This window comes from Nonomuraea sp. NPDC003709, assembly GCF_040610775.1.
Taxonomy (GTDB): domain Bacteria; phylum Actinomycetota; class Actinomycetes; order Streptosporangiales; family Streptosporangiaceae; genus Nonomuraea; species Nonomuraea angiospora_A.
Genome location: NZ_JBEXMW010000002.1, coordinates 513,313 through 538,573 on the forward strand (window position 1 = coordinate 513,313; position 25,261 = coordinate 538,573).

Consider the following 25,261-nt stretch of genomic DNA (forward strand, 5'->3'; position numbering starts at 1 on the left):
CTACGTCAGGGGCTGGAGCTCGCGCAGTCGCAGCGCCTCCCCGGCCACCGCGTGGCGCAGCTCGCGGATGCCGTCCCGCCCGCGTACGGGGTGGACGGCGTTCGTCAGCAGCACCACGGTCAGCCCGCGGGCGGGATCGACCACCAGCGAGGTGCCGGTGAAGCCGGAATGCCCGAAGGCGCCGGTCAGGGGGCCCACGATGGCCGGGTCGCCGATCCGCACGCCCAGCCCGTGCCGGAAGGCGGCCCCTTCGGCGCCCTGGTCGCGCAGCATCTCGGCCACGCTCCCCGGGCGCAGCACAGCACCGCCCTGCCGGATTGCGGCCTGCCGCAGCGCCTCGCCGAAGGCCAGCAGGTCCCCGGCCGTGGCGAACAGCCCCGCGTGCCCCGCCACGCCGCCCAGCGCGTACGCCGTCTCGTCGTGGACCTCCCCGCGCACGCAGCCCGGCCCGGTCCGCTCCGGCTTCCACTCGGTCGCGGCGACCCGCGCAAAAGCGGCTTGCGCAAGGGGGGCGGCCCGCGACGGCGCGGCGGGCCGGTAGCCGGTGTCGGGCAGGCCGAGCACGTCCGTGACCCGGGCGCGGACCAGCGCGTCGAGCGGCGCGCCGCCCGCCAGCTCGGCGACCCGGCCGGCGATGACCAGGCCGACGTCGCTGTAGAGGTACGGGCCGCCGACCGGATGGGCGATCGGCGTGCGCAGCATGGCCTCCATGCGTTCGGAGGCGTCCGCGCCCGGCAGCTCCAGGTCGATGCGGCGGGTCGGGGGCAGGCCCGCCGTGTGCGTGAGCAGGCGGCGCGGCGTGACCCTCGGGTCGTGCCCCGGTATCCAGGCGGCCACCGGCTCGTCCAGGCCGATCGCGCCCTCCTCGGCCAGCGAGAGCAGCACGGCCGTGGTGAAGAGCTTGCTGATCGAGGCCAGGTCGAAGATCGAGTCGCGGCCGGCGGGCGGGCGCTCCGCGGCCAGGGTCCCCTCGGCGTCGGCGTAGCGTACGAGCTCGCCGGTGGCGGCCGCGGCGGCCACGGAGCCGTCCACGGCGATCAGCGCGACCGCGGCGGCGCACACGCGCGGCACCGCGCCCGCCAGGACCGCCCCCAGCCGGTCGGTCATCCCCGTCCCCTCAGCCGCTCAGCGCGTCGCTGAGGCGCTCCCCGTGTGACTCCAGCAGCGCTCGTGCCCCCTCCGCGTCGAGCCCGTGCTGGATCATCAGCACGGCGATCTTCGCCTGCCCGCCGGCCGCGTCCAGCGCGGTCTCGGCCGTCTCCAGGTCGGCGCCGGTGATGTCGCTGACCATGCGCAGCGCGCGCCCGGCCAGCTTGTTGTTCATCGCCGACATCTCGATCATCTTGTTGCCGTAGGTACGGCCGAGCTTGACCATCGAGATCGTGGAGATCATGTTGAGCACGAGCTTCTGGGCCGTGCCCGCCTTGAGCCGGGTCGAGCCGGTCACCACCTCGGGTCCCACGACCACCTCGATCGCGTGCTCGGCGGCGGCCGACAGCGGCGCGCCGTCGTTGCACGACAGGCCGACGGTGAGCGCGCCCCGGGAGGCCGCCTCCGCCAGCGCGCCCAGGACGAAAGGAGCCCGGCCGCTGGCGGACACGCCCACCACCGAGTCGAGCGGTCCCACCTCCAGGTCCTTCAACGCGGCGGCGCCGGCCTCGGCGTCGTCCTCCGCCCCCTCGACCGATCGGGTGAGCGCCTCGGGCCCGCCGGCGATGATGCCCTGCACCAGCGACGGATCGGTGCCGAACGTGGGCGGGCACTCGCTGGCGTCGAGCACCGCCAGCCGCCCGGACGTGCCGGCCCCGACATACAGCAGCCGGCCGCCCTCTGCCATCCTGGCGGAGATCGCGTCGACGGCGGCCGAGATCGCCGGGATGACCACCGCGACGGCGGCGGGCACGGCGGCATCGGCCTGGTTCATGAGCCGGGCGATCTGCTCGGTCGGCAGCCGGTCGATCTGGCTGTAGCGGGGATCGCTCTGCTCGGTGGACAGCTCGGGTAGCGGATCAATCATGACGCTAATTTCCACCCTCTCCTTCACACTTGTAAATATCTTTCAGACAATGGCTTTCATGCCATACGTACGCATCGGAGCCGAACGGCTGGCCGTGGATACCGCCCTCGCGGGCGGAACCCGCCTCGGCCTGATCACGAACCCCACCGGAGTCCTGCCCGATCTCACCCCCACCGCGGACGCGCTGCTGGCCGCAGGACTGAACCTGACGGCCCTGTTCGGCCCCGAGCACGGCATGCGCGGTACCGCCCAGGCGGCCGGCAGCGAGGCCGACACGGTGGACGAGAGGACCGGGCTGCCGGTCTTCGACACGCACAAGCTCGAGGGCGAGGCGCTCGACCGGACGATCGCGGGGTCGGGCGTGGACACGCTGGTGTTCGACATCGCCGACGTGGGCACGCGCTTCTACACCTACGTCTGGACGATGTACGACCTGATGGCGTCGGCCGCCCGGCTCGGGCTGAGGTTCGTGGTCCTGGACCGGCCCAACCCGCTCGGCGGGACCGTCCAGGAGGGGCCGGCGCTCGACCCGGCGTTCGCGAGCTTCGTGGGCCGCTTCCCGCTGCCCGTCCGGCACGGCAGGACGGCGGGGGAGCTGGCCACGCTGTTCGGGTTCGACGTGGAGCTGCGCGTGATCGAGATGGAGGGCTGGCGGCGCGACATGACGTTCGCCGAGACGGGGCTGCCGTGGGTGATGCCCTCGGTCAACATGCCGACCCCGGACACCGCGCTGGTCTACCCCGGCACGGGCCTCTTCGAGGGCACGAACTTCTCCGAGGGACGCGGCACGACCAGGCCGTTCGAGCTGATCGGCGCCCCGTACGCCGACGAGCGGTTCGCCCCGGCGCTGGCCGCGCTGGACCTGCCGGGCGTGCGGTTCAGGGAGACGTGGTTCATGCCCACGTTCCACAAGCACGCGGGCGTCGCCGTGCGCGGCGTCCAGCTCCACGTGCACGACCGCGAGGCGTTCAGGCCCGTCCTGACGGGCCTGTCCATGCTGTACGCGGCCCGCACCCTCTACCCGGACGACCTGCGCTGGTGGGGCCCCGACCTGTTCATGGACCACCTGTGGGGCTCCGACACCCTGACCCGCTGCCTGGACGCCGGCGAGGACCCCCGGGGCCTCTGCCCGCCGCCGGGAAAGCCGGAAGGACGACTCATCTACGACTGACATCACACCAGATCGCGCCGGTAGAGCCAGAAGACGCGTTCCGCTCGCGCGCCCACGGCGTGCGAGTAGAACCGCAACGGCCCCACCCACCCGATCTGGGCGCTGGACTGTCCAGCGGCCCGCTGGTCGGCCAGGCACCTGCGCAGCAGCACCCGTCCGACGCCGAGCCCGCGGGCGTCCGGGGAGGTCCCCATGGGCCCGAACCAGCCCGGCCGGGCGCCCCAGGCGGCGAAGCCCAGGACGTGACCGTCGCGCTCGGCGTAGTGCAGGCCGGCCGCGTGGGCGGCCTCCCAGGCCCAGCGCTCGTTCCACTGCTCACGGACGAACGCGGCGACGTGCGCGCGGGCCGGGTGGTCCGCGGTGTCGCCGGCCGCGTGCACGCGCACTCCGGAGCGCTCCAGCCGCTCAAGGTCGTCCGCCACGGACAGGTCGGCGCTCAGGTCGGCCGTCATGTTCCAGGCGACGTCGTAGCGGTGGTAGCCGAGGCTCTCGGCCAGGCAGGCGGCCGCGGTGTAGCGGACGTCGATGCCCGGCCAGACGTAGCACGGCGGGTTGCCGGCGAAGCGCGACTGCCGCGCGCCCTGGCTCTTCAGCCATTCCTCGGCGGCCCGCACCAGCGCCCGCCCGCGCCCCTGTCCCTGCGCGGAGGGGTGCACGGCCAGCAGGTCGATGTGCCCCACCTCCGGGTCCGTGCCCGACACGGACGCCATCACCACGCCGCCGTCGGTGGCCAGCGCGCTCCAGCGCCGCTCCGCGGGCGGGCGCGACAGGTAGCCGACCAGGCCGGCGGCCTCGGCGGCGTCCAGCGTCAGCGCGGCGGCGGCGACCTCGGCCGCCTCGGCGACCCCGGCCCCGTCAATGGATCCGGCGGCGGAGGTGAAGGTCCGCACGGCGTGGGACATCACACCTCGCTCATCGGGCGGGCGATCACGCTGCGGCGCTCGGGGTAGAAGCACGCGTGCTCCTGCGGCACCCCTTCCGTCAGCTGCAGCAGCGGCCGCTCGCTCGTGCACCGCTCGCCCCTGAACGGGCAGCGGCGGGCGAACAGGCAGCCCTCGTCCGACCGGCTCTCGTCCAGCGACTCCAGCGGCGTCACCGGCTGCTCGCCGGGCAGCTCCAGGCCGTGCAGCACCGGGATCGCCGACAGCAGGGACTGCGTGTACGGGTGCACGGGGTCGGCGATGACCGTGTCCACGGCGCCGCGCTCGACGACCTGGCCGCGGTAGATGACGTACAGCTCGCCGTCGTCGCCGATGTAGCGGGCCGTGGCCACGTCGTGCGTGATGAACAGCACGCTCACGCCGAGCCGCTCGCGCAGGTCCTTCAGCAGCGCCAGGATGCCCAGCCGCAGCGACACGTCGATCATGGAGACGGCCTCGTCGGCGACGAGCATCTCCGGGTCGACGGTCAGCGCGCGGGCGATGACCACGCGCTGCCGCATGCCGCCGGACAGCTGGTGCGGGTAGCGCGACAGCACCGTGCCCGGGTCGAGGCCGACCAGCGACAGCACCTCGGCCGCCCGCTCCTCGACCCACGACCGCGACCGCCCGGTCTGCCCGGCCCGCAGGGACAGCGGGGCGAACAGGGTCTGGTGGACGGTCCTGGTCGGGTTCAGGGCCGAGTACGGGTCCTGGTGGATCATCTGGATCTTGCGGAAGTGCGGCTGGCGCTGCTTCTGCTTGAGCGGCGACATGGAGACGCCGTCGATCAGGATCTCGCCCTCGTCGTACGTCTCCAGCCCGGCGATGATCCGGCCCAGCGTGGTCTTGCCGCACCCGGACTCGCCGATGAACGAGGCCGCGCCGCCCTTCGGGATCGCGAAGTCCACGCCGCGCAGCGCGCGCACCTCGCGGGCGCCGAGCATCTTGCCCCGCTGCTTGAACGTCTTGACGACGCCGGTCCCAGTGATCATGCGTGCTCCTTCACGTTCGCGGTCACGGCGTGGCAGGCCACGACCCGCGACCCGTCGGCGACCGCCAGCGGATCGACGGTGTCGCAGACGTCCATGCGCAGCGCGCAGCGCTCCCTGAACACGCACCCCTCCTTCGGCACGGTCGCCAGCGTCGGCGGCCGGCCGGGCAGCGCCCTGGCCTCGTCGATGTCGCCGACGAGCCGGGGGATGGCCTGGATCAGGCCCCTGGTGTACGGGTGCCGCGGCGCGCCGAGCACCTCCCTGGTGGGGCCCTGCTCGACCAGTCGCCCGCCGTACATGACGGCCAGCCGGTCGGCGACCTCGGCCACCACGCCGATGTCGTGCGTGATGACGAGGGTGGTGAGGCCGCGCTCCGCGTGCACCTCGCGGACGATCTTCAGGATGTTCGCCTGCGTGATCATGTCGAGGGCGGTCGTCGGCTCGTCCAGCACCACCAGGTGGGCGTTGAGGACCAGCGCCAGCATGATGCCGACCCGCTGGCGCATGCCGCCGGACAGCTCGTGCTGGTGCGAGTCGAGCACCCGGGCCCCGTCGAGGCCCATCCGCGACAGCAGCTCCTTGGCCTCGCGCACCAGGCCGCGCAGGTCTTCGACGCCGTGCGAGCGGCCCAGGTCGAGCAGTTGCTTGCCGACCGTCTTGAGCGGGTTCAGGGAGTTCTGGGCGGCCTGGAAGACGTACCCGATGTGCTTGCCCCTGGCCTTGCGCAGGTGCTCGCCCTTCAGGCCGACCACGTCGCCGAGCCCGTCGATCTCGACGCTGCCCGCCGAGATCCTGCCCGGGGGCTGGACGGCGTTGAGCAGCGACAGGGCCATCGTCGACTTGCCCGAACCGGACTCGCCGACGATGCCGGTGATCGAGCCCGGCTCCAGGGTCAGGTTGACGTCCCTGACGGCGGGCAACTCGCCCGCGGGGGTCTTGTAGACGACCGTGAGGCCGTCGATGCGCACTCCCGGTGCTTGCTGAGCCACTTACTACTCCTCCCGCAGCCGGGGGTTGAAGATCTCGTCCATGGCGTCCACCACGAGCACGATGGCCAGCGTCAGCAACAGGATCGCCAGCAGCGGCCCGATGAGGAAGCCCAGCGCGCTCGGCACCTGGAGCGCGGCGGAACGGAACACGGCCGTGTTGAGCATCTGCCCCCAGTTGTTCGACTCGTACGGCAGCACGCCCAGGAAGAACAGGCCGACCTGCGCGTAGACGCCGCCGGTGACCGCGATGAGCATGTTCATCGCGATGTACGGCGCCATGCTCGGCAGCAACTCCTTGCCCACGATGTGCCTGGTGGGCAGGCCGAGCCCGCGCGCCGCCTCGATGAAGCCCCGCTCGCGCAGCGACAGCGTCTGCGAGCGCACCGCCCGCGCCACGCCGCCCCAGCTGAGGAGCCCCAGCACCAGGCCCATCTGGATCGCGCTGCTGAACTTCCACACCGTGGACAGCACCAGCAGCAGCGGCAGGCCGGGGATGGTCAGCTTCATGTCGGTGAGCCGCATGAGCACGTTGTCCCAGCGGCCCCGCTTGAAGCCGGAGAACAGCCCGATGCCGGCGCCCACGACCACGGTGATGACCGCGGTCACCAGGGCGGCCAGCAGCACGTACCGCGACCCGGTGACCACCAGGGCGATCACGTCCCGGCCCTGGTCGTCGGTGCCGAGCCAGTGCTCCCAGCTCGGCGGCGCGGTGATCCGGGTCGGGTCGATGGGCAGCTGGGCGGGGTAGAACATCGGCCCGAACACGCCCATGAACACGAACCCGAGGATGAGCACGACGCCCACCATGCGGCTGGGCTTGCGCTTCATCACCCGCCAGACGCCCGCCCAGAAGTTGCGGCGCATGGCGGCGCTGGTCGAAGAGCTCTCGAGCAGGACGCTCATGACGACACCTCCTCCCCGCTGCGGACCCGCGGGTCGATCGCGGAGTAGAACAGGTCGGCGAGGATGTTCGCCACGATGATGGACGCCGTGATGAGCAGGAAGGCCCCGCCCATCAGCGCGTAGTCACGCATGGTGATGCTGTCGAGCAGCAGCAGCCCGAGTCCCGGGTAGTTGAAGATCCGTTCGATGAACACCGCGCCGCCGAGCAGCAGGCCGAGCGACAGCGCGAGGATCGTGAACAGCGGCAGGATCGCGTTGCGCGCGATGTAGCGGAAGATGATCGACCGCTTCATCCCGCGCAGCTCCGCCGCCAGGATGAAGTCGTCGCCGAGCACCGTCACCACGCTCGACTTCATCGCCAGGATCCATCCGCCGTAGGACGCCAGCGCGTACGTCAGCACCGGCAGCACCGCGTGCTGGGCCAGCGAGCCGATGTAGCCGGCGTTGAACCCGGGCTCGAACAGGATGTCCACGGGCCCGTCGGCCGGCAGGATCGGGATCAGCGTCGCGAAGACGGCGCCGAGCAGCAGCCCCAGCACGTACTGCGGGATGCCGTGCAGCAGCGACCCCGAGACGGCCAGGATGTCGCCGAGCTTGCCGGAGCGCTTGATGGCCGCGTAGACGCCCATCAGGACGCCGACCAGGAAGCTGAGCAGCGTTCCGATCAGCACCGGTAGAACGGTCCACTTGGCCGCCTCGCCCAGCACCTGGGTGACCGGCGCGCCCGCGTGGGTGATCGACTGGCCCAGGTCGAAGCGGAGCAGGCCCGACATGTACTGGACGTACTGCTCCCACAGCGAGCCCCTGGGCTGGAACCCGTAGAGCACGCGCGTCGCCTGCTCGGCTGCCTGCTGATCCATGCCCTGCTGGATCAGCTTCTGGACGTTCGCGGCCACCGGGTCGCCGGGAATGCTCCTGACGATGAAGAAGCTGATCGTGGCTACGACGAGGATCATGACGACCCCGCGGGCCAGGTGGCCCGCGAGTCGCCGTGCGATTACTACCATAGGCTCTTCTCTACTGCTTCGCCTTGATGAGACCCAGCTGGATCCAGACGCCGGCGTTCAGGCGGAGCAGGTCACTGTCCTGCTCCGGCCAGCCGGTGAAGCGGGTGGTGTTGGTGAACTGCGTGTTCACGTAGTCCCAGAGCTGGATGGCCGGCAGGTCCTGGTTGGCCGTCTTGGCGAGCTGCGCCATGATCGGCTTGGCCTGCTCGGGAGTGGCCGCGTTCAGCTTGGCCGTGAGCTCACCCGGGTTGACCTTGCCCACACCCTCGACGTCGATCTCCTCCGCGCTGCCCATCCAGTTGCCGCCCTTGCCGGGCGCGCTGTGCGCGACCTTGCCGGCGACGTTGGTCCAGCCGTTGGAGGCGCCGTAGAGGCGCTGGAAGATGTCGTACGGCGCGGGGCCGAGCGCCATCAGCCAGAAGCCGACGTCGTACTTGCCGGCCGCGAGCTCCTCCAGGTAGACGGGGTAGTCGGCGACGGTCACGACCTCGGCGTCAACGCCGCCCGCGATGAGCTGGCTCTTGATGTTCTCCTCGGCGGAGATCCAGTCGGAGAACGTCGCGGGCGCGCGCATGCTGACCTTCCACGGCGAGCCGTCGGCCAGCGTCCACTTGCCGCCCGTCTTCTTCAGACCGGCCGCCTTGAACTCCTCCTCCGCCTTGGCCACGTCGTGCTTGTACGGGTTCAGGCTCGCCAGCTCGGAGCCGATCCACTCCTGGGCCGGCTTCTGGTGGATGCCGGAGGTGGTCACGGCGGGCGTGCCGCCCTCGGGCGAGGCCACCTTGGTCACCTGGTCGCGGTCGATCAGGTAGGCCAGGCCGCGCCGCACGTGCGCGTTGTCGTACGGCTTCTTCGACTGGTTGAAGCCCATGCCGACGGCCACCGGGGAGAAGCCCCTGATGACGTTGGAGCCGGGGGCGTTCTTGATCCGGGTCATGACGTCGGAAGGCATGGCGGTGAAGCCGGCCTGGTCGAGCTTGCCCGCGCTCAGGTAGTTCCAGATCTGCTCGTTGCCGTTGTAGTTGAGGAGCTTCACCTGCGCGGGCGCGACGTTCGCGGCGTTGTAGAAGTTCTTGTTCTTGACCAGCAGCGCCTCGCCGGGGTTGACCCGCTCCAGCGTGAAGGGGCCGGCCGAGACGTCCTTGGGGGGCGCGAACCCGAGCACCTTCTGGCCGATGGCGAGGATCTCCTCGCGGGCCTTGTCGGCGTCGGCGCCGGTTTCCCTGGCGGCCTTCAGCTTGTCCCAGAAGTCGGCCGGCAGCAGGCTGCTCCAGACGTGCGCGGGCACGACCCAGTTGTCCATGATGCCGCGGGCGAACTTCATGCTCGGGTTCTTCATGTCCTGGGAGACCTTGACGGTCTTCTGGTCGACCACCTGGACGTCGGAGGCCACGCCCGCCGCGCCCGGCGTGACCGCGAACGCGGTGCTGCCGGTGGTGGAGGCCAGCCCGAGAGAGAGCTTGACGTCGTCGGCCGTCACCGGCTTGCCGTCGGACCACTTGGCGTTCGGCTGGATGTGGAGGGTGATCGAGGAGTTGTCGGGAGCGATCTCCCAACTGGCGGCGATACCTGGGTAGAACTGGTTCGGGTCGGTCAGGTGGTTCTTGATCCAGCCCAGCTTCATCGCGTTGTAGCCCAGGAAAGAGTTGCCCTTGGGCGCCCATGGGTTGGCCGGGCCGCTCGCGTCGAGGCCGGGCTTGAGCACGTCGATCGTGGTGAAGAGCCCGCCCCCGCCGCCCGAGCCGCCGGAACTGTTGGTGGAACCACCGCTGCACGCCGCTGTCGCGGTGGCAAGGCCCAGCAACGCTACTACCGCTGCCAGTCGTTTCATTTGCCGCTCCGGGGAGATGTCGGACCTGTCAAAGATCTCTGCAGGGATTGACCGGACACTACGATCGTGCCTGATCCGCGTCAATAATCTCCAGAGGTTGTGAGGCTAATGTAACTTTCCTTCATCAGTGTGCGGAGTGGAGCTAAGCGCCGTCAAGTAAAACGTCATTCCATTACCAAGACGGCAGCCCCTCTGACCTGGTCGTTTGCCAGATCGGTGAGAGCCTGGGCGGCCTGCCCGAACGGGTAGAGGCTCGTCGTCACGCGTGGCGGGTGTGCCAGCGCCAGCTCCAGATAGGCACGCCCATCGGCCCTGGTGTTGGCCGTGACGCTGCGGAGTGTGCGCTCCTGGAAGAGGTGCCTGTCGTAGTTCAGGACGGGCACGTCCGTCAGGTGGATGCCGGCGATGGCCAGCGTGCCGCCACGGTCGAGCGCTTCGAGCGCTGCTGGAACCAGGGTACCTACCGGCGCAAATAGGATGGCCGCGTCCAGTGGCTCCGGCGGTTCGTCCCCGGCGGAGGCGGCTCCCAGCTCCAGCGCGAGCGCCCTGGAGGCCGCGGATCTGGTCACCGCGTGCACCACCGCGCCCTGGGCGATGGCGGCCTGCGCGGTCAGGTGGGCCGAGGCGCCGAATCCGTAGATCCCCAGCCGCCCGCCCGGCGGCAGGTCGCAGCGCAGCAGCGCCCGGTAGCCGATGATCCCGGCGCACAGCAGCGGCGCCAGCCGCTCGGCGGGCACGTCGGCGGGCAGCGGATAGACGTAGTCGCGGGGTGCGGTGAGGTATTCGGCGTAGCCGCCGTCGGCGTCCCACCCCGTGTAGGCCGAGGAGGGGCAGAGGTTCTCCGTGCCCCTCAGGCAGTATTTGCACGCGCCGCAGGTCGAGCGCAGCCAGGCCACGCCCACCCGCTCGCCCGTGCCCTCGACGCGCCCGACGACCTGGTGACCGGGCGTGGTGCGCGGCCGGCGCGGCAGGAGGTCGCCCTCCGCCAGGTGCAGGTCGGTACGGCACACGCCGCACGCCTCGACCCGTACCAGCACCTCGCCCGGGCCCGGCTCGGGCACGTCCCGCTCGACCGGCTCCAGCGGCCGCGTCGCCATCGGCCCCGGCTCGGCCACGACCCACGCCCGCATGGTCACGACAGCCTGGCGTGCGCGAGCGTGGCGTAGAGCGCGGCGCCGTCGGCCAGGACGGCGTCGTCGAAGACCGCCTCGGGGGAGTGGTTGTAGGGCGCCGTGGCCGGGTCGCGGTCCGCCGGGCAGGCCCCCAGGAACACGAACGCGCCCGGCACCTCCTCCAGCACGTACGAGAAGTCCTCGGAGCCCATGATGGGCTGCGGCGACACGAAATACCGCCCCGGGCCGAACAGCTCGTCGGCCGTCTTGCCCACGAACGCCGCCTCGCCGTCGTCGTTCACCGTCACCGGATATCCCATCCCGAACGACGCCTCGACCTCCAGCCCGTGCGCCGCCGCGATGCCCTGCACGACCTCCACCAGCCTGCGCTTGACCTTCGTCCGGTTGTCCTTGCTGAACGTGCGCACCGTGGCCTCGAACCTGGCCTCGTCGGGGATCACGTTGTCCGCCGACCCGCCGTGGAAGCTGCCCACCGTCACCACGACCGGGTCGAACACGTCGAACCCCTTGGTCACCATGGTCTGCAGCGCCGTCACCATCTCGCAGCCCGCCGCGATCGGGTCCAGCGCCCGGTGCGGGCTGGAGCCGTGCCCGCCGCGCCCCTTGACCGTCACGAGGAACGTGTCCGCCGCCGCCATGATCGGCCCCGGCCGCGACGCGAACAGCCCCGGCGGCAACATCGCCGACACCACGTGCATCCCGTACGCCGCCACGGGCCGCGCGCCCGCCGCGTCCAGCACACCCTCGGCGATCATGTGCTTGGCGCCCTCGTAACCCTCCTCGCCCGGCTGGAACATGAAGATGACGTCACCGGCCAGCTCCTCCCGCCGCGCGCTCAGCAGCCGCGCCGCCCCCGCCAGCATCGCGGTGTGCAGGTCGTGGCCACACGCGTGCATCTGGCCGGGGAGCTGGGAGACGTACGGCAGATCGTTCTTCTCGGCCACGGGAAGCGCGTCCATGTCCCCGCGCAGCAGCACGGCCGGGCCCGGCCTGCCACCCCTCAGCACGGCGGTGACGGAGCTGAGCGAGGTGCCCGTCTTCACCTCCAGCGGCAACCCGTCCAACGCGGCCAGGACCTTCTCCTGCGTGCGCGGCAGGTGCAGGCCGAGCTCCGGGGTGGTGTGCAACGAGTGCCTGAGCTGGATGAGTTCGTCCCGCATGTCACGGGCGGATTCAGTGAAGGACATGAAGAACATTGTTCATCCACCGGGCGGGAAGTCGATAAGGCGCGCTCGGTACGATGTGCGTGTGACTCAGCGTAAACGGATTGACTCCTGGTTGTCCGACATGGACGGCGTTCTCGTCCACGAGGGTCGTCCGATCCCCGGTGCGGACGAATTCATCAAGCGGCTCAGAGAGTCGGACAAGAAGTTCAGGGTGCTGACGAACAACTCGATCTACACCCAGCGCGACCTGTCGGCGCGCCTGGCCGGGGCGGGCCTCGAGGTGCCCCCCGAGTCCATCTGGACCTCCGCGCTGGCCACCGCCCAGTTCCTCGACGACCAGCGCGCGGGCGGCTCGGCGTACGTCATCGGCGAGGCGGGCCTGACGACGGCGCTGCACGAGGTCGGCTACGTGCTCACCGACCTCGACCCCGACTACGTCGTGCTCGGCGAGACTCGCACCTACAGCTTCACGCAGATCACCCGGGCCATCCGCCTCATCGAGGGCGGCGCCCGCTTCATCGCCACCAACCCCGACCCCATCGGCCCCTCCACCGAGGGCTCCCTGCCGGCCTGCGGCGCCGTGGCCGCCCTCATCACCAAGGCCACCGGCGTAGCCCCCTACTTCGTCGGCAAGCCCAACCCGCGCATGATGCGCAGCGCCCTCAACGAGATCGAGGGCCACAGCGAGACGACCGCCATGATCGGTGACCGCATGGACACCGACATCGTGTCGGGCATGGAGGCGGGCCTGTTCACGATCCTGGTCCTCACGGGCGTGACCCAGCGCGACGAGATCGACCGCTTCCCCTACCGTCCCTCGCTGGTGGTCGACTCGGTCGCCGACCTCATCGACCTCATCTGAACCTGACCCCTTCTGACAGGTACGGGTGGCACCCTTGGACGCCATGACCCGCGTTTACCTGGAGATCGGCCCGAAGAAAGTGTTCGCCTGCTCGCTCGACTGGCCCGGCTGGTGCCGGGTCGCCAAGGGCGAGGAGGCGGCCCTCGACCTGCTCATGGAGTACGTCCCCCGGTACGGCACGGTGGCCGCCCGGGCCGGGCTGGACTTCTCGCCGGGTGACCCGGTGGTCGTGGCCCGCGTCCCGGGCAGCGACATCACGGACTTCGGCGCCCCGTACTCCGTGCCCGACCTGGACCAGGAGCCCGTGCCGGCGTCCGAGGCGGCCCGCGGCGTGGCCCTCCTCCGGGCGGCCTGGGCCCTGTTCGACGAGACCGCCGCCACCTCGCCCGAGGACCTGCGCAAGGGCCCGCGCGGAGGCGGCCGCGACCTGTCGGGGGTCGTCAGGCACGTGCAGGAGGCCGAACGCGCCTTCGCCAGGAAGGTGGACGTGCGGCACAAGCCGTACAAGGAGCCCGGGGACCGGGACGCGATGCGGGCGGAGTTGGCCGACGTGCTGTCCCGAGCCTGGGAGCCGCCCCAGACGACCGGCTGGCCGCCCCGCTACGCGCTGCGCCGCATCGCCTGGCACGTCATCGACCACCTCTGGGAGATCGAGGACCGCCGCTAGCACCCTTGCCGGGCGGTAGGGCAAAGAATCGGCCCCGATTTCTTCGAGGTCTGGCCAAAATCACTCACCGGCTGCAACCATATGGTGACCAAACGCGGTCGTCATCGGGGCGGTCGCACCATCAGCGAGCGCAAAGGTAAAACCCGTGGACGTACAGGCGGAGATTCGCGACTTGAAGCTCCGTGTCGATGGGCTCGAGGCGTGCGACCGGCTCGGCGAGGCCAGGCCGGGGGGCGGCGGGGAGCGGGACCTGCTCCGTGAGATCAACGACCGCGCCAAGCGCCTGGAGACGCAGCTCGCGGCCATGAAGGCCGAGACGTCGATGGCCCGCACCGAGACGATCGAGCAGTTCGCGGCCGTCGACGTCGAGATCGCGGCCATCCGGCGGGAGATCAACGCCTGCCGCGCCACGCCCGCCGGGGGCGACGAGGACTACATCCCGACGCTGATCGCCGACCAGTTCGCGAGCGTCCGGGCCGAGATCGCGCAGGAGTTCGACGCCATGCGGTCCGAGCTGCTCGATCTGGGCATCAAGCTCGATCGCCTGCTCAAGAACGACTACATGTGACGGCCGGCCGGGCCGGAGCGACGTCTCGGGTGCGGGTCCCCGCTTCGCTGACCGGGCGCGGGGTTCGTGAGGTCGTCGGCGCGTTCCAGGAGGGCGCGCCGTTCGGCTCCCGGGCCGAGGAGGGCGGCCGCCTGGCGGAACAGCGCGGCGGCGTGGTCGCGGTGGCCGAGGCGGGCCGTGAGGTCGGCCTGCGCGGCGACGGCGAGCGGGTAGTCCTTCAGCGCGCCGGTGGCGAGCACCTGGTCGATCAGCGCCAGCCCGGTCGCCGGGCCGTGCGCGTAGCCGTGGGCCACGGCGCGGTTGAGGGCGATCACCGGTGAGGGGTGGATCTCCACGAGCTCGTCGTACCAGCGGGCGACGGCCCGCCAGTCCGTCGCGCCGGAGTCCGGCGCGGTCGCGTGACAGGCGGCGATGCGGGCCTGCAGGACGTAGGGGCCGTCGGCCGGCGCCGCCGCCAGCGTCTCCAGCCCTTCGCGGATCGCCGCGCGGTCCCAGCGGGTGCGGTCCTGCTTGTCGAGCGTGAGCAGGTTGCCCTGCCCGTCGCGGCGGGCCTCGCGCCGGGAGTGCTGGAACAGGAACAGCGCCAGCAGGCCGGCGACCTCGGGCTGGTCCGGGAGCAGCCGGTGGAGCAGGCGGGCCAGCCGGACCGCCTCGTCGGCGAAGCCCGGCTCGCCGTCGGGGTCGTAGCCGCGGGTGAAGAGCACGTACAGGACCGCCAGCACGCCGGGCAGGCGCTCGGCCAGCGCCGGGCCGCTCGGGACGAGGTACGGGATGCGCGCGTCCGCGATCTTCGTCTTGGCCCGGGTCAGCCGCCGCGTCATGGTCGCGTGGGGGACGAGGAACGCCCGCGCGATGTCGGCGGTCGGCACCCCGCAGACGGTTCGCAGCGTGAGCGCCACCCGTGACTCCAGGGCCAGCGCGGGGTGGCAGCAGGTGAAGATCAGCCGCAGGCGGTCGTCCACGACCTCCTCCTCCGGGTCGTCCGTGGCCGGGGCGGTGAGCGTGAGCTCCGCCAGCTCGTGGAGCTTGCGGCGCTCGACGGACGCGCGGCGCAGCACGTCGGTGGCGCGGTTGCGGGCCACGGTCATGAGCCAGCCGCCGGGGTTGTCCGGCACGCCGTCGCGCGGCCACCTCTCCAGGGCCTGCGCGAGCGCCTCCTGGGCGCTGTCCTCGGCGAGTGTCCAGTCGCCGGTGACGCGGATCAGGGTGGCGACGATCCTCGTGTAGGAGTCCGCACCGACTGCCGCAACAGCCGCCGTGACAGCCTCCGCGCCGGCCCCCGCGGCGGGCTGTGCCGCCGCGGGGGGCCGTGCCGGGCGTCCCCTCGTCACTGGCCGGCGAACGGCCGCAGCTCCAGCCGCCCGTACCGGGCCATCGGGTGCGCCCGCGCCACCTCGATCGCCTCGTCGAGATGGGCGCACTCGAGGATGTCGTAGCCCACGATCACCTCCCGGGTCTCGGCGAACGGCCCGTCGGAGACCAGCAGCTCGCCGTTGCGGACGCGGACCGTCGTGGCGGCCGACACCGGCCCCAGCTCGTTCCCGTCCAGCCGCCGGCCGCGGCCGTCGTTGTCGGCCACCCACTTCTCGATGTCCTCGCTGCCGGTCGAGTCCGTGTCCGGTTCGGCGTCGGTGCAGACGAACATCATGTACTTCATCGATCGCTCCTTGCGTGTCGTGCTGTCACCAGCATGACGAACGGGCTTCCCGGATCCGGACACCCCCCGGAACATCCCTCTCAATCCGGACTCTCTGCCCAAAGCCGACCTTAAACCCGGTAACCACCTCCATATCGCCAACGCTGGACCAATGAAAACTTGCGCGACAACAAGGACTCCAAGCCCGTGACGTTCTCGATTTCCGCGAGGCGCGCGGCTACGCTCAAGGCTTCGTTGGGCGATTGTTCGCGTATTCCGTAGGAAAAGCCTTGCTACGGAAATATGGGGTGGCAAATTGCCTGAAGGCGGACTATTAGCTTTTTGGGGGGATTAGATCGACAGTTTCACTGTCGATCCAGTCAAACTAGTTTATTCCGGAGAAGTAGTGGCTGTTAGTGTTGGGGGCCACCGCTGGGTCAGGCGGTGGGGAGGGCGGCAGAGGTCAGGGCTCTGGAGGGCTGTCCAGCCGCTTGGCCTGATCTGCATCGATCTGATCTGCATGGCGTTCGCCGCGGCCAACGCCGGCCAGGCCGTGCCGCGCATCGCGCTGGCGGGAATCCTGGTCGTCGTGGTCGGCGGCCTCGGCCACGTGTACGCACCGCGCGTCCTGCCCTCCAGTCTGGACCGCGGCTTCTGGCTCGCCGGGGCCGGACTCGTGGGCGCGCTCATCGCGTTCCGGGAGACGGCCTCGCTCATCGTGGTCGCCCTGGTCGCGTTGCTCTTCACCTTCCTCGCCGTGTGCGGCAGAAGCATCCTGTATTTCCTGGTCCGCCGGGCACGCCGGCGCGGCAGGGCCGCGCCCACCCTGGTGGTCGGCGCGGGGCCGCACGGTCACGGGCTGGCGCGCAACCTGCTCGCCTACCCCGAGCACGGCCTGCTCCCGCTGGGCTTCCTGGACGAGACGCCCGGCGAGGACCCGTGCGTCCCGGTGCTCGGCGGGCCCGGCGACGTCGTCCGCGTCGTCCAGGCCCACGGGGTCCGCGCGGTGGTCATCGCCGGGCAGGGTCAGCAGTCGATCGCGAGAACGGCGAGGTCGCTCGGCTGCGACGTCTACCTCGCGCCCGACCTGGGCGAGCTCATCATCGACTTCGTGACGCTGCGCGAGCACGTACGCAGCTTCCCGCTCGTGCGGATGCGCCCGGAGGCGCAGCGCGGCCTCGCCTGGCCGCTGAAGCGGGCCCTGGACATCGCGGTCGCGCTGACCGGACTCATCGTCAGCGCGCCGATCCTCGCGCTCTGCGCGGCGCTGATCCGGCTGGAGACCGGCCCCGGGGTGCTGTTCCGGCAGCGGCGCGTGGGCTACCGGGACGAGCCGCTCGAACTGATCAAGCTCCGGACGCTGAAGCCCACCGACGCGCTCGAGTCCGAGACCCTGTGGAGCATCGCCCACGACAGCCGGATCGGGCCGGTGGGCCGGCTGCTGCGCAAGGCCTCCTTCGACGAGCTTCCCCAGCTCTGGAACGTTCTCAGAGGGGACATGAGCATCGTCGGCCCGCGGCCCGAACGCCCGCACTTCGTCAAGGAGTTCTCGAGGACGATCCCGGGCTACGGCCTGCGTCACCGGATGCCGGTCGGCATCACCGGCTGGGCCCAGATCCACGGGCTGCGCGGCGACACCTCGATCGAGGATCGCGTCCGGTTCGACAACCACTACATCGACGGATGGACCCTCCGGGCGGATCTCAAGATCATGCTGCAGACGGTCTGGTCCCTGCTGCGGCCGGGCGGGGGCTAGGCATGCGCGCTCTCTTCCGGCGGCCCAGCCTGGCGGCCGCCGCCACCGTGCTCCTGACCTGCCTGCCGGCGGGCCGCCAGGACCTGTCCTCCGGCGTCCAGGTCACGGCCGCCGACGTGGCCTCGCTGGTGCTGGTCGCCATCGCGGTGACCGTCGCGCTCGCGAACCGGCTGACACGCCCGCTGTCCGCCCGCGACCTGGCGCCTGCCGGTGCCGCGCTGCCTGCTCGTGCCGCCTCCGCGGTGGTGCCCGCCCGTGCCTTGGTGCTCGCTCCGGTCGCGGGCGCGGCCGGGATCGCGATGCTGGCCTCTCCCGACGTCCTGACGAGCATGCCGGGCTACCTCCGGTATCTCCAGGTGTTCGTGCTGGTCCCGCTGGCCGTCCTGGTGGCGGTCCGGGACCGTACCGACACCCTGATCGTGGGCGGGGCGCTCGTAGGGGCGGCCGCCCTGCAGGGCCTGATCGGCTGCGTCCAGGCGGTCACCGGCACCGGCGCGTCGTACGCGGGGGAGCGGGTACGGGCTGTCGGCACCTTCGGCGCGCTCGACATCATGGGCATGGCGAGCGTGGTCAGCTACGGCGTGCTCGTCCTGCTGGCGGCCGGCCTGGCCTGGCGCGGCGGGCGCCGGGCCGCCGCGCTCGGCGGCGCCGCCCTGCTCTGCGTGCCGCTCGCCCTGTCGCTCAGCCGCGGCGCCTGGCTCGCCCTGCTGGGCGCGTCGCTGGTCGTGCTCTTCGTGCACAGCCGGGCGCTGGTGGCCAGGGTGATCCTGCTCGGAACCGCGGCGGCGACCGTGCTGGTCCTCGGCCCGGGCGCGGGCTCGGACCCGGACCTGCTGGGGCGGCGGCTGGCCTCCATCACCTCCGTCGTCTCCCACCCCGACCAGTCGGTGAGCGACCGCTACAGCCTGTGGCTCACTGCCACGAGGATCTGGCTGGACCACCCGCTGACGGGGGCCGGGCCGCGCAGGTTCGCGGAGCTGCGCGACGCCTACGCGCCGATCGAGCTGTCGTCCGGCAGCGACACCGACGACCCGGTGAACGGCTTCCAGCGCATGCCGCTGCTCTCCCCGCACAACATGTACCTGCTGACACTCAGCGAGCAGGGCCTGCTCGGGCTGGCCGCGCTGGGCGCGTGCCTCGGGTCCATGGCCTGGTGGGCCGTGCGGGCGGCGGTGCCGGCCGCGGCCGGGCTGCTGGCCTGGCAGGGCATCGACTTCCTCTACGGCGACGTCGGCGGACCTTCGACCGTGGTCATGTCCGTCGTCCTGGGGCTGGTCCTGTCGCTCGTCGCCCGGCATCCGGCGACGGGATGGGCCGGCGAGGCCCCGGTCGCGCTGGGCGTGGCGCGATGACCACGTCCACATCACCGGCCACCTCGCCCATGGCGCGGGCCGTCGGCGTCACCATCCTGCTGACCGGGCTGGGCTCGCTGCTCGGCTTCGTCCGCGACCTGCTGCTGGGCCGGTTCTTCGGCGCCGACGCCGGCACCGACGCGTTCCTCGTCGCCTGGACGATCCCGGAGACCGCCGCGCCCCTGCTGATCGAGGGGGCGATGGCCTTCGTGCTGGTCCCGCTGTTCAGCCGGGCGATGGAGGCGGGCGAGGACCTGAGGGGCCTGGCGTCGTCGACGCTGCCGTACCTGTGCCTCGGGCTGCTGGTGCTGACCGCGCTGACCGGCGCGGGGGCGCCGTGGCTGGTCGAGGTGCTCGCCCCGGGCATCCGGCGGGCCGACCTCGCCGTGGACTGCATGCGGATGGCGTCGGTGACGATCCTGACGTTCGGGCTGGCCGGGTACCTGAGCGCGGCGTTGCGGGCCCACCAGTCGTTCGCGCCGCCGGCGGCCATCTACGTGGCCTACAACCTGGGGATCGTCACCTGCGTGTGGGCCCTGCGCGACCAGGGCGCGTACGCGGCCGCGATCGGGGTGGCCGCGGGCGGGGCGGGCATGGTGCTGGCCCAGGTCCCGGCGTTCGTGCGGCGCTTCGGGGTGCCCCTGTGGCCCACGCGCGGCGTGGCGCTGCCGATGATCGCCTTCCTGCCGGTCGCGGTCTTCACGCTCGTCCGCCAGAGCCAGGTCTTCGTCGAGAGGTTCGTCGGCTCGAAGCTGGCCGAAGGATCGATCTCGCACCTCAACTACGCGCAGAAGATCGCCCAGGTGCCGATGGTCCTGTCGCTGATCGTGGCGACCGTGACCTTCCCGCAGCTCGCCCGCGCGCTCGCCGCGGGCGAGACCGCGCGGGCGCGGCGCAGGCTCGCCGACGACCTGGTCAGCGCCTCGGCGATCGTGCTGGCCGCCACCGCGGCGCTGCTCGTCTGCGCCACGGACGTCGTGGCCCTCCTGCTGCAGTACGGCGCGTTCACCGAGGCCGACACCGCCGCCACCGCGCGGATCATGCGGGTGTACGCGCTGGGGCTGCTCGGCCAGGCCGTGGTCGGGGTCGTCTGCCGCGTCTACTTCTGCGGCGCCCGCGCGTCCTGGTACCCGGCCCTCGCGATGGGCGCGGGGCTGGCCGCGACGGTCGTGCTGGCCCGCCCGGAGTGGGGCGTGACGGGGATCGCCGCGGCGAACGCGGCCGGGATCTCGCTGACCGCCGCGCTGCTGCTCGCGGGACTGCGGCGGCAGGCCCTCGCCCTGCCCGCCCACACGGCGCTGGTCCCGCTCAGCGGCCTGCTGCTGGCCACCGCGGCCGCCGTCGGAGCGGGGTGGGGCGCGCGGACGCTGCTGGCGGGCCTGCCGCCGCCGATCGCCCTGGCTTCGACCGGCGCCGCGATCGCCGTCACCTTCTCCGCTGTCGCGGCCCTCTCGGGGGCCACGGCCACACTCACCGACACCACCAAGATCACCCACTTGATCAGGATGCGAGGTCGCTCATGACCGCGATGCCGCTGGTGCTCATGTACCACTCCGTGGACAAATACGACAGCGACCCGCTTCACGTCACGGTCTCGCCCGACCGCTTCGCCCGGCAGATGCGCTGGCTCGCCCGGCGCGGCCTGAGCGGGGTCTCGATGCTCGAGCTCACGCGCGCCCGGAGCACGCGCGGCCTGGTCGGGCTCACCTTCGACGACGGGTACGGCGACTTCCTCAGCGAGGTCGTGCCCGTGCTGCGCAAGTACGGCTTCACGGCCACGGTCTTCGTGGTCACCGGCCTGATCGGCGAGCACAACGCCTGGGACGCCGGCTCCCCGCGCAAGCGGCTCATGGACACCGAGGGCCTGCGCTGGGCCGCGCGGCAGGGCATGGAGATCGGCTCGCACTCGGCCGGGCACTACTCGCTGTCCGGGCTGCGCGACGACGAGCTCCACCAGGAGGTGGCCGGCAGCAAGGCGGCGCTGGAGGACCTGCTGGGCCGCCAGGTGAGCGGGTTCTGCTACCCGTACGGGCATGTCAACGCCCGCGAGCTGGCCGCCGTCCGCGAGACGGGCTACTCCTACGCCTGCGCCATCTGGAAGTCCGAGCTCACCGGCCCGTACGCGCTGCCGCGCACGTACGTGGGCGAGCGGGACGGCGCGCTGCGGCTGCACGCCAAGCGGGCGCGGCACCGGGTCCGGTGGGGCTGGTGAAGGTCCTGCACGTCATCACCGGCCTGGCCGCGGGCGGCGCGGAGCAGCAGCTGCGGGCCCTGCTGCCGTACCTGCGGGTCCGGTGCGAGGTCGCGGTGCTCACCGGGCACGGGGTGGTCGCGGAGGCCATCGAGGGCTCCGGCGTGCCCGTCCACCACGTCGGCATGCGCGGCAACAGGGACCTGCGCGCCGTCGGCCGGCTGGCCCGGCTCATGCGCGGGCGCCGCTACGACGTGGTGCACACCCATCTGTACCGCGCCTGCGTGTACGGCCGGCTGGCGGCGCGGCTGGCGAACGTGCCGGCGATCGTGGCGACCGAGCATTCGATCGGGCACGAGCACGTCGAGGGACGCCGCCTGACCCGCTCGATCAGGGCGCTGTACCTGGCCAGCGAGCTGCTCGGGCACCTGACCGTGGCCGTCTCGCCGACGGTGGCCGACCGGCTGTCGAGGTGGGGCGTCCCCCGCTCGCGCATCGCGGTGGTCCCGAACGGCGTCGACGGCGAGGCCTTCGGCTTCGACGCGGCCCTGCGCCGGCGCACCCGGGAGCGGCTCGGCCTGCCCGAGAACGCGTTCGTGATCGGCGGCGTCGGCCGCCTGGAGCCGAGCAAGCGCTTCGACACGCTGATCAGGGCGCTGCCGCCGCTCGAACACGCCGTCCTGCTCCTGGTCGGCTCCGGCTCCTGCGAGCCGCGGCTGCGGGAGCTGGCCCGCGAGGCCGGGGCCGAGGACAGGGTGATCTTCGCGGGGGAGTCGCCCGACGTGGGGGCCCTGATGGCGGCGATGGACGTGCTGGTCGCGCCCTCGGTCGAGGAGACGTTCGGCGTGGCCGTCGTCGAGGCGCTCGCGTCCGGCCTGCCCGTCCTGTACGACGCCTGCCCGGCCGTCGAGGACCTGCCGCCCGGCTCGGCCCCGGGAGCACGGCGTGTCGAGCCGCACCGGCTCGCCGCGGAGCTGTCCGGCCTTGCCGCCCGCCCGCCCCTCAGGCTGCCCCCGCCCGATGCCGTCCGGCTCTACGACGTCCGCCGCCAGGCGGACCAGCTGGAGCGGCTCTACCTGCGCCTGCTGGGCGCCGAACCCACCGAGGAGTGACGATGACATGGACCTGGGGCCGCATCACGGGCCTGCTCGTGCGATGGTGGCTTCCGCTGTCCCTGGCGCTCGGGGCGCTGGGCGGGATGGCCTACGCGCTGGCCCGCGACACCGTCTACGCCGCCGAGGCCTACGTCGCGGTGGCCGGCGGTGACCCGGCGCAGGCGGCCGGGTTCGCCGCCGCCTACGCACGGATATCCAGTCATCCCGGCTTCCTCGTCCGCGCCGCGGACGAGCCGGACAGCCTGCGGGCCGCGGCCTCGCCCGACGCCCCGCTGGTGCGGCTCACCTCCGTGGCGACCGGCGCGCGGGAGGCCGCCGACCGCGTCAACCAGGCGGCCGCCGCGCTGATCGCCTACGCCAACGCCCATGCCGCCGACACCCGCGTACGGCTGGTGCCTTTCGCCTCGGCGGTGCCTCCGCTGCGCCCCTCGTCCCCGCTGCCGCTGATCAGCGTGGCCATCGGCGCCTGCGGGGCGGCCCTGGCGGCCGGCCTCGTCCGGCTGGCCGCGCCGCAGGCCCGCCCTCAGGCGCGGCCGGAGCCGGCGGCGCTGACCGGAGCGCCGGCGTGAGGGCCGCCCGGCAGGGGACCTCGCGCGCGGGGCTCACGCTGCGGGTCGTCAGGGAGGGCGCGGAGCTGGCCGCGCTGTCGGCGGAATGGGCGGATCTGTACGCGCGCAGCTCGGCCGCCACGCCGTTCCAGTCGTACGGCTGGCTCAGCTCCTGGTGGCGGGTCTACGGGACCCCGGGGCGGCTGCGGGTGTTCCTGGCACACCGGGACGGACGCCTGGTCGCGGTCGCGCCGCTCAGGCTGGAGCACCGGCTCGGCTGCCGGGTGCTGACACCCGTCGGCGGAGGGCAGTCCGACTTCACGGACATCGTGGTGGACGACTCCGAGGGCGACGCGGGCCTGCGCGAGCTGCGCGCCGGGCTGCTCGCCCAGCCGGGCTGGGACGTCATCGACCTGCCCGAGGCGCGGCCCGGCTCGGCGATCCGCCGCCTGGCGGAGATCTGGGACGGCAGGGCCTGGACGCTGCCCGCCTCCACCTGCCTCCAGCTGCCCGGACAACCCATCGAGCAGGTCCTCGCCGGGCTCCAGAGCCGCCGGGCCCAGCATGTGCGGGCCGCGCTGCGCAAGCTCGACGCCCTGAACGTGTCGGTGACGACGGTCGAGGCGGACCGGGTCAGAACGTCGACGGCCGAGCTGCTGCGGTTGCACACCATGCAGTGGAAGAGCCGGGGGATCAACGCCCAGCACACACAGCCGCGCTTCCTGGACCACCTGGCCGGGGCCGCGCAGGCGCTGGTGGCGGAGAACCACGGGGCGCTGTGGGAGTACCGGGTGGACGGGCGGCTGCTGGCCTGCGACTTCGCGGTGATCGGCAAGGACTTCGTGGGCGGCTACCTGTACGGCGTCCACCCGGACCTGCGGGCCCGGGTGGACCTGGTCACGATGCTGCTGCGTACCAACCTGGAGCTGACGCACCGGCTGGGCAAGCCCGTGCTCAGCATGCTGCGCGGCGCCGAGCCGCACAAGGCCAGGTGGGAGGCCGAAGCGGTGGTCAACCGGCGGGTGATGCTCGGGCGCGGCTCCCGCGCGGCCGCCTACGCCGCGCTGGCGGGCGTGAGCAAGACGGGCAAGGAACTGCTGAAGAGGCGCTGCCCGCGCCTGGCGGCGAAGGTCTCGGCATGGCGGTGAGACCGAGTGTCCTGCACGTCACGCAGCCGGTGGACGGCGGCGTGGGGGCGTACGTGGCCATGGCCGCCGCCGACCAGGCACGGCGGGGCTGGCGCGTCGCGGTCGCCTGCCCCCCGCCCGATGTCCTGGCCGGCCCGCTGGCCGGCGAGCTGGACCGGCTGGGCGTGCCCCGGCTGGACTGGACGGCCGGCCGCGCGCCCGGGCTCGGCGACGTCGTCCAGGCGGCGCGGCTGCGGCGGATCGTGCGTGAGTTCGGCCCCGACGCGGTGCACCTGCACTCGTCCAAGGCCGGGCTGGCGGGCCGGGCCGCGCTCAGGGGCCGGGTGCCCACGCTCTTCCAGCCGCACGGCTGGTCCTGGCTGGCCGCCCGGGGCCCAGTCGCCGCCGCGGCGCTGACCTGGGAACGGCTGGCCGCGCGCTGGTCCGACCGGGTGATCTGCGTGGGCGAGGGCGAAGCCGCGCTGGCCAGACGGTACGGCGTGCCCGGCGACCTCGTCGTGGTGCGCAACGGCGTGGACCTGCGCCGCTTCAGACCGGCGGGGCCGCAGGAGCGGGCCGAGGCGCGCGCCCGCCACGGCATCGCCGAGGACACGCCGCTGGCGGTCTGCGTGGGCAGGGTCACCCGCCAGAAGGGCCAGGACCTGCTGCTGTCGGCCTGGCAGCGCGTCGCCGCCCGCGACGGGCGGGCCCGGCTGGCCATCGTCGGCGACGGCCCGATGCTGCGCGCGCTGCGGTCGCGGGCCGTGCCCGGCGTTCACTTCGCCGGCGGCGTGGCCGACGCCCGGCCCTGGTACGCCGCCGCCGACGTGGTGGTGCTGCCCTCGCGCTGGGAGGGCCTGCCGCTCACCGCGCTGGAGGCGCTGGCCACGGGCAGGCCCGTGGTCGCCTGCGCGGTGCCCGGGCTCACCGAGGTGGTGACCGGGGGAGTCGGCGCGCTCGTTCAGCCGGAGGACAGCGCGGGGCTGGCCGAGGCGCTGCTGGTCAGGCTCGGGCAGCCCGAGCTGGCCGGTGCCGAGGGGGTGGCCGCCGCCACGCTGGCGGCCGGGTTCGGCGTGGACGGCGCGCTGGACGGGCTCGCCACGCACACGCTGGCCGTGCTGGGCGGGGAGGCGTGCTCCAGCAGCCGCCTGCGGAAGGACTCCGACGACCCGGGGTTCGACGAACACTGCCAGACGCCGTGCGGACAGTAATCGGAGATCGAGTGATAGACCACGTTGTGAGTACCGATCCAGTCGAGCATCCCCTCGACGTAGGCGGGACGGTCGCCGTTGCGGAACAGCCCCCACTCG

24 protein-coding genes are annotated in these 25,261 nt (G+C 72.4%); 12 read left to right on the plus strand and 12 right to left on the minus strand.

Annotated features, from left to right (window positions below):
- Positions 1-1,107 (minus strand): serine hydrolase domain-containing protein, encoded by a 1,107-nt coding sequence (locus ABZX61_RS06875; RefSeq protein ID WP_355192133.1) that lies wholly within the window; start codon positions 1,105-1,107, stop codon positions 1-3.
- A 10-nt stretch (positions 1,108-1,117) separates the two neighbouring features.
- On the minus strand, positions 1,118-2,017 hold the full coding sequence (gene murQ, locus ABZX61_RS06880) for an N-acetylmuramic acid 6-phosphate etherase (RefSeq protein ID WP_350726664.1): 900 nt from the start codon (positions 2,015-2,017) through the stop codon (positions 1,118-1,120).
- Positions 2,018-2,066: 49 nt separating this feature from the next.
- Here murQ and ABZX61_RS06885 point away from each other — a divergent pair, with 49 nt between their 5' ends.
- Positions 2,067-3,188 carry a DUF1343 domain-containing protein gene (locus ABZX61_RS06885; protein WP_350726665.1) on the plus strand — a complete coding sequence of 374 codons (1,122 nt, stop codon included), beginning with the start codon at positions 2,067-2,069 and terminating at the stop codon, positions 3,186-3,188.
- 2 nt (positions 3,189-3,190) lie between these two features.
- Here ABZX61_RS06885 and ABZX61_RS06890 read toward each other — a convergent pair whose 3' ends face one another.
- The 8 genes from ABZX61_RS06890 to ABZX61_RS06925 form a co-directional block, all read right to left on the minus strand.
- A complete protein-coding gene (locus ABZX61_RS06890; protein WP_355192136.1) occupies positions 3,191-4,090 on the minus strand; it encodes a GNAT family N-acetyltransferase in 900 nt (299 codons plus the stop codon).
- The gene (locus ABZX61_RS06895) at positions 4,090-5,100 is read right to left on the minus strand and encodes an ABC transporter ATP-binding protein (protein ID WP_355192138.1); all 1,011 of its coding nucleotides are present in this window, start codon (positions 5,098-5,100) and stop codon (positions 4,090-4,092) included. The genes ABZX61_RS06890 and ABZX61_RS06895 overlap by 1 nt, the downstream gene beginning before the upstream one ends.
- Positions 5,097-6,089 carry an ABC transporter ATP-binding protein gene (locus tag ABZX61_RS06900; protein ID WP_355192140.1) on the minus strand — a complete coding sequence of 331 codons (993 nt, stop codon included), beginning with the start codon at positions 6,087-6,089 and terminating at the stop codon, positions 5,097-5,099. Before ABZX61_RS06900 ends, ABZX61_RS06895 begins: the two co-directional genes overlap by 4 nt.
- A gap of 3 nt (positions 6,090-6,092) precedes the next feature.
- Positions 6,093-6,992 carry an ABC transporter permease gene (locus ABZX61_RS06905; RefSeq protein ID WP_355192142.1) on the minus strand — a complete coding sequence of 300 codons (900 nt, stop codon included), beginning with the start codon at positions 6,990-6,992 and terminating at the stop codon, positions 6,093-6,095.
- The gene (locus tag ABZX61_RS06910; RefSeq protein WP_350726674.1) at positions 6,989-7,999 is read right to left on the minus strand and encodes an ABC transporter permease; all 1,011 of its coding nucleotides are present in this window, start codon (positions 7,997-7,999) and stop codon (positions 6,989-6,991) included. The genes ABZX61_RS06905 and ABZX61_RS06910 overlap by 4 nt, the downstream gene beginning before the upstream one ends.
- Positions 8,000-8,009: 10 nt before the next feature.
- Positions 8,010-9,830 (minus strand): ABC transporter substrate-binding protein, encoded by a 1,821-nt coding sequence (locus ABZX61_RS06915; protein ID WP_355192144.1) that lies wholly within the window; start codon positions 9,828-9,830, stop codon positions 8,010-8,012.
- Between the two features lie 164 nt (positions 9,831-9,994).
- Complete coding sequence (locus tag ABZX61_RS06920; protein WP_355192146.1) at positions 9,995-10,960, minus strand: zinc-dependent alcohol dehydrogenase family protein; 966 nt, start codon at positions 10,958-10,960, stop codon at positions 9,995-9,997.
- A 2-nt stretch (positions 10,961-10,962) separates the two neighbouring features.
- Positions 10,963-12,150: a M20 family metallopeptidase gene (locus ABZX61_RS06925; RefSeq protein WP_355192148.1), complete on the minus strand. Its 1,188-nt coding sequence runs from the start codon at positions 12,148-12,150 to the stop codon at positions 10,963-10,965.
- A 100-nt stretch (positions 12,151-12,250) separates the two neighbouring features.
- Here ABZX61_RS06925 and ABZX61_RS06930 point away from each other — a divergent pair, with 100 nt between their 5' ends.
- The 3 genes from ABZX61_RS06930 to ABZX61_RS06940 all read left to right on the plus strand — a co-directional run bounded on the left by ABZX61_RS06930 (position 12,251) and on the right by ABZX61_RS06940 (position 14,226).
- Entirely contained in the window at positions 12,251-12,991 is a 741-nt protein-coding gene (locus ABZX61_RS06930; RefSeq protein WP_221520889.1) for an HAD-IIA family hydrolase, read from the plus strand.
- A gap of 43 nt (positions 12,992-13,034) precedes the next feature.
- Positions 13,035-13,658, plus strand: coding sequence for a hypothetical protein (locus ABZX61_RS06935; RefSeq protein ID WP_355192150.1), 624 nt, complete (start codon positions 13,035-13,037; stop codon positions 13,656-13,658).
- 172 nt (positions 13,659-13,830) lie between these two features.
- Positions 13,831-14,226, plus strand: coding sequence for a hypothetical protein (locus tag ABZX61_RS06940; protein WP_355192152.1), 396 nt, complete (start codon positions 13,831-13,833; stop codon positions 14,224-14,226).
- On the opposite strand, the gene ABZX61_RS06945 is transcribed toward ABZX61_RS06940, so the two are convergent.
- Entirely contained in the window at positions 14,217-15,557 is a 1,341-nt protein-coding gene (locus tag ABZX61_RS06945) for a sigma-70 family RNA polymerase sigma factor (RefSeq protein ID WP_355192154.1), read from the minus strand. The two genes, ABZX61_RS06940 and ABZX61_RS06945, sit on opposite strands and share 10 nt — an antisense overlap.
- Positions 15,554-15,883, minus strand: a complete 330-nt coding sequence (locus tag ABZX61_RS06950; RefSeq protein WP_185073265.1) for a YciI family protein — start codon at positions 15,881-15,883, stop codon at positions 15,554-15,556. The genes ABZX61_RS06945 and ABZX61_RS06950 overlap by 4 nt, the downstream gene beginning before the upstream one ends.
- Before the next feature lie 499 nt (positions 15,884-16,382).
- Here ABZX61_RS06950 and ABZX61_RS06955 point away from each other — a divergent pair, with 499 nt between their 5' ends.
- The 8 genes from ABZX61_RS06955 to ABZX61_RS06990 are packed head-to-tail and all read left to right on the plus strand — an operon-like array spanning position 16,383 to position 25,162.
- Entirely contained in the window at positions 16,383-17,618 is a 1,236-nt protein-coding gene (locus ABZX61_RS06955; RefSeq protein WP_355192156.1) for a sugar transferase, read from the plus strand.
- Between the two features lie 2 nt (positions 17,619-17,620).
- Positions 17,621-18,970 (plus strand): O-antigen ligase family protein, encoded by a 1,350-nt coding sequence (locus tag ABZX61_RS06960; protein WP_355192158.1) that lies wholly within the window; start codon positions 17,621-17,623, stop codon positions 18,968-18,970.
- Positions 18,967-20,493: a lipid II flippase MurJ gene (locus ABZX61_RS06965; RefSeq protein ID WP_355192160.1), complete on the plus strand. Its 1,527-nt coding sequence runs from the start codon at positions 18,967-18,969 to the stop codon at positions 20,491-20,493. The genes ABZX61_RS06960 and ABZX61_RS06965 overlap by 4 nt, the downstream gene beginning before the upstream one ends.
- On the plus strand, positions 20,490-21,182 hold the full coding sequence (locus ABZX61_RS06970) for a polysaccharide deacetylase family protein (protein WP_355192162.1): 693 nt from the start codon (positions 20,490-20,492) through the stop codon (positions 21,180-21,182). Before ABZX61_RS06965 ends, ABZX61_RS06970 begins: the two co-directional genes overlap by 4 nt.
- Positions 21,179-22,273 (plus strand): glycosyltransferase, encoded by a 1,095-nt coding sequence (locus ABZX61_RS06975; protein WP_355192164.1) that lies wholly within the window; start codon positions 21,179-21,181, stop codon positions 22,271-22,273. The genes ABZX61_RS06970 and ABZX61_RS06975 overlap by 4 nt, the downstream gene beginning before the upstream one ends.
- A 2-nt stretch (positions 22,274-22,275) precedes the next feature.
- Positions 22,276-22,845, plus strand: a complete 570-nt coding sequence (locus ABZX61_RS06980) for a hypothetical protein (protein WP_355192166.1) — start codon at positions 22,276-22,278, stop codon at positions 22,843-22,845.
- The gene (locus tag ABZX61_RS06985) at positions 22,842-23,972 is read left to right on the plus strand and encodes a GNAT family N-acetyltransferase (protein WP_355192168.1); all 1,131 of its coding nucleotides are present in this window, start codon (positions 22,842-22,844) and stop codon (positions 23,970-23,972) included. The genes ABZX61_RS06980 and ABZX61_RS06985 overlap by 4 nt, the downstream gene beginning before the upstream one ends.
- Complete coding sequence (locus ABZX61_RS06990; protein ID WP_355192170.1) at positions 23,963-25,162, plus strand: glycosyltransferase; 1,200 nt, start codon at positions 23,963-23,965, stop codon at positions 25,160-25,162. The genes ABZX61_RS06985 and ABZX61_RS06990 overlap by 10 nt, the downstream gene beginning before the upstream one ends.
- Positions 25,163-25,261: the final 99 nt, after the last annotated feature.

Coding starts and splice junctions, on each gene's coding strand:
- ABZX61_RS06885 (WP_350726665.1), top strand. CDS start 2,067: ATGGCTTTCATGCCATACGTACGCATCGGAGCCGAACGGCTGGCCGTG.
- ABZX61_RS06910 (WP_350726674.1), bottom strand. CDS start 7,999: ATGGTAGTAATCGCACGGCGACTCGCGGGCCACCTGGCCCGCGGGGTC.
- ABZX61_RS06990 (WP_355192170.1), top strand. CDS start 23,963: ATGGCGGTGAGACCGAGTGTCCTGCACGTCACGCAGCCGGTGGACGGC.
- murQ (WP_350726664.1), bottom strand. CDS start 2,017: ATGATTGATCCGCTACCCGAGCTGTCCACCGAGCAGAGCGATCCCCGC.
- ABZX61_RS06875 (WP_355192133.1), bottom strand. CDS start 1,107: ATGACCGACCGGCTGGGGGCGGTCCTGGCGGGCGCGGTGCCGCGCGTG.
- ABZX61_RS06930 (WP_221520889.1), top strand. CDS start 12,251: ATGGACGGCGTTCTCGTCCACGAGGGTCGTCCGATCCCCGGTGCGGAC.
- ABZX61_RS06970 (WP_355192162.1), top strand. CDS start 20,490: ATGACCGCGATGCCGCTGGTGCTCATGTACCACTCCGTGGACAAATAC.
- ABZX61_RS06965 (WP_355192160.1), top strand. CDS start 18,967: ATGACCACGTCCACATCACCGGCCACCTCGCCCATGGCGCGGGCCGTC.
- ABZX61_RS06950 (WP_185073265.1), bottom strand. CDS start 15,883: ATGAAGTACATGATGTTCGTCTGCACCGACGCCGAACCGGACACGGAC.
- ABZX61_RS06980 (WP_355192166.1), top strand. CDS start 22,276: ATGACATGGACCTGGGGCCGCATCACGGGCCTGCTCGTGCGATGGTGG.
- ABZX61_RS06960 (WP_355192158.1), top strand. CDS start 17,621: ATGCGCGCTCTCTTCCGGCGGCCCAGCCTGGCGGCCGCCGCCACCGTG.
- ABZX61_RS06935 (WP_355192150.1), top strand. CDS start 13,035: ATGACCCGCGTTTACCTGGAGATCGGCCCGAAGAAAGTGTTCGCCTGC.
- ABZX61_RS06905 (WP_355192142.1), bottom strand. CDS start 6,992: ATGAGCGTCCTGCTCGAGAGCTCTTCGACCAGCGCCGCCATGCGCCGC.
- ABZX61_RS06890 (WP_355192136.1), bottom strand. CDS start 4,090: ATGTCCCACGCCGTGCGGACCTTCACCTCCGCCGCCGGATCCATTGAC.
- ABZX61_RS06915 (WP_355192144.1), bottom strand. CDS start 9,830: ATGAAACGACTGGCAGCGGTAGTAGCGTTGCTGGGCCTTGCCACCGCG.
- ABZX61_RS06920 (WP_355192146.1), bottom strand. CDS start 10,960: ATGCGGGCGTGGGTCGTGGCCGAGCCGGGGCCGATGGCGACGCGGCCG.
- ABZX61_RS06895 (WP_355192138.1), bottom strand. CDS start 5,100: ATGATCACTGGGACCGGCGTCGTCAAGACGTTCAAGCAGCGGGGCAAG.
- ABZX61_RS06955 (WP_355192156.1), top strand. CDS start 16,383: ATGGCGTTCGCCGCGGCCAACGCCGGCCAGGCCGTGCCGCGCATCGCG.
- ABZX61_RS06925 (WP_355192148.1), bottom strand. CDS start 12,150: ATGTCCTTCACTGAATCCGCCCGTGACATGCGGGACGAACTCATCCAG.